This is a genomic window from Streptomyces sp. C (genome assembly GCF_000158895.1).
In the GTDB taxonomy this organism is placed as follows: Bacteria; Actinomycetota; Actinomycetes; order Streptomycetales; family Streptomycetaceae; genus Streptomyces; species Streptomyces racemochromogenes.
Map to the genome: position 1 here is coordinate 206,492 of NZ_GG657751.1, position 1,791 is coordinate 208,282.

The window sequence follows — 1,791 nt, forward strand, 5'->3', positions numbered from 1 at the left end:
GTGGGCCGAGGTCGCAGGCCGGCAGGCCCGGGTGGTCGAGCAGCGCGTACAGGTGCGGTACGGCCAGATACGTGCGGGTGACGCCGTACGCGGCCACCGCGTCGAGTACCGCCGGGGCCTCGAAGCGCTCGTGCAGCACCAGCGTCCCGCCGGCGCACAGCACCGCGTCCGCCATCGGCCCGGCCGCATGGCTGAGCGGGGTCACCACCAGCATCACGGGTTTCTCCGCGGCCAGCTGGGCGGCGTCGTCGAGCACCAGGGCGCTCCAGGCGGCGAGCGGCTGGCGGACGCCCTTGGGACGGCCGGTGCTGCCGCTGGTGTACGTGACGACGGCGGCCCGGTCCAGCGCCCCGGGGGCGGGCGCCGGACCGGACCGCGGCTCGGGGGCGCGCACCTCCCCGCCCCCGTCGGGCCCGGCGGGGCCGTCGGCGACGATCACCGTGAGGGGGTGGGGCGTACGGGCGCGGACGGCATCCGCGTGCCGGGCGTGCGCGGGGTCCACGACGAGGACGCCGGCCCCGTTCTCCGCCAGGATCGCCGCCTGCGCGGCGGCGTCGAGGAGGGCGCCGTCGGGCCCGGGGTTGGTGGAGCGCAGGTGGACGTTCGTGGCGCCGAGCAGATGGGCCGCGTACCGGTGGGCCAGCAGGGCCGGGTGGTTGGCCTCGGTGAGGAGCCCGAAGGCGGGCGGGGCCGCCCCGGGCGGGCCGGGCAGACCGGTGGCCGCGAGGGCGCCGTGGGCGCCCAGGACCGCGTCGCGCAGGCGGCGGCCGGTCAGTTCGAGATCGCGCCAGCGCACCGCGACCGTGTCCGGCCGGGCGGCCAGGACGTCGAGGACGCGGGAGACGTAGTGCTCCCGGGCGGGCGGGTTCGGGGTCACGCTCCTCCTCCGTGCTCCGGGTGTCCGGCCCGTCCGGCGGCCGGAGCCGCCGGACGGACAGGAGTGGGACGTCGTCGGATCAGCAGCAGGACGACGACGAGGAGGAGGACGAGGAGCAGCACAGGGCGTTGCCGCTCGAAGCGCCCATCTCCGGGAGGGCCACGCCGTCGGCGACGTCCAGGACCTCGAGCTCCTCGATGTCGAAGGAGGTGAAGAGCTGATCGAAGTCGGCAACAGCGGTGGTGTTCGCCATGACGGTATTCCTCTCATGTTTCCGAATGCGGCCCGTATTCGGACCGACGACCTGATGCTGCACCAGGAACCGGGCTGTCCGAAACCATTCGGATCCCACTTCTGACAATGCTCACGACTCGCGTGACAAACGTCATCGAAATCGGCCCGAAGCCATTTTCTGCAGTATGGGGGCGCACCCCGGGGCCTTAGAGTGAGCCGCCGAGACCCGTGCCAGAGGAGGCCCCCATGGACCCCAGTTCCCGTACCGGACGCGCGCCCCGCGGACCGCTGATCGGGGCCGTCTTCGGAGCCGTCTGGTTCCTCATAGGCCTGGGCGCGCTGAACGGGCCCGCCCGCGCCGCCGCGGCCGCGGCCGGCGCCCTGCTCGTCGTCGCCGTGACCTTCGCCGTCCTGCGTTCCCGCCGCGCACCCGCGCCCGTCCCGGCCGGCCCCGCAGCACCGCGCGGGCGCGCGTTCGTCAGGCTCCTCGTGGTGCAGGCCGTCCTCCTCGGCGTCGGTGCCGGACTGATCAACAACCGCCTGCACACCCCCCAGTTGGCGTTCTCCTGGGCCGCTCTCGTCGTCGGCGGCCACTTCTTCCCGCTGGCCCGCGTCCTCGGCGCGCCCCTGCTGCGGGTCCTGGGCGCGGTGATGGTCGCGGTGGTCGCGGCGACCGCGGC

3 protein-coding genes are annotated in these 1,791 nt (G+C 74.7%); 1 reads left to right on the top strand and 2 read right to left on the bottom strand.

Going from position 1 to position 1,791, the window contains the following annotated elements:
- Together SSNG_RS34205 and SSNG_RS40715 are read right to left on the bottom strand one after the other, a co-directional pair.
- On the bottom strand, positions 1-877 hold an 877-nt coding region (locus tag SSNG_RS34205), incomplete at its 3' end, for an AMP-binding protein (protein WP_165365086.1).
- A 79-nt stretch (positions 878-956) separates the two neighbouring features.
- Positions 957-1,130, bottom strand: a complete 174-nt coding sequence (locus SSNG_RS40715; protein ID WP_125600985.1) for a thiazolylpeptide-type bacteriocin — start codon at positions 1,128-1,130, stop codon at positions 957-959.
- A gap of 227 nt (positions 1,131-1,357) precedes the next feature.
- On the opposite strand from SSNG_RS40715, the gene SSNG_RS42665 reads away from it, so the two are divergent.
- A partial coding sequence (locus tag SSNG_RS42665) for a hypothetical protein (protein WP_050779998.1) occupies positions 1,358-1,791 on the top strand: 434 nt, incomplete at its 3' end.

Bases quoted from the DNA above. Each gene is read 5' to 3' on its own strand.
- SSNG_RS40715 (WP_125600985.1), bottom strand. From the start codon at position 1,130: ATGGCGAACACCACCGCTGTTGCCGACTTCGATCAGCTCTTCACCTCC.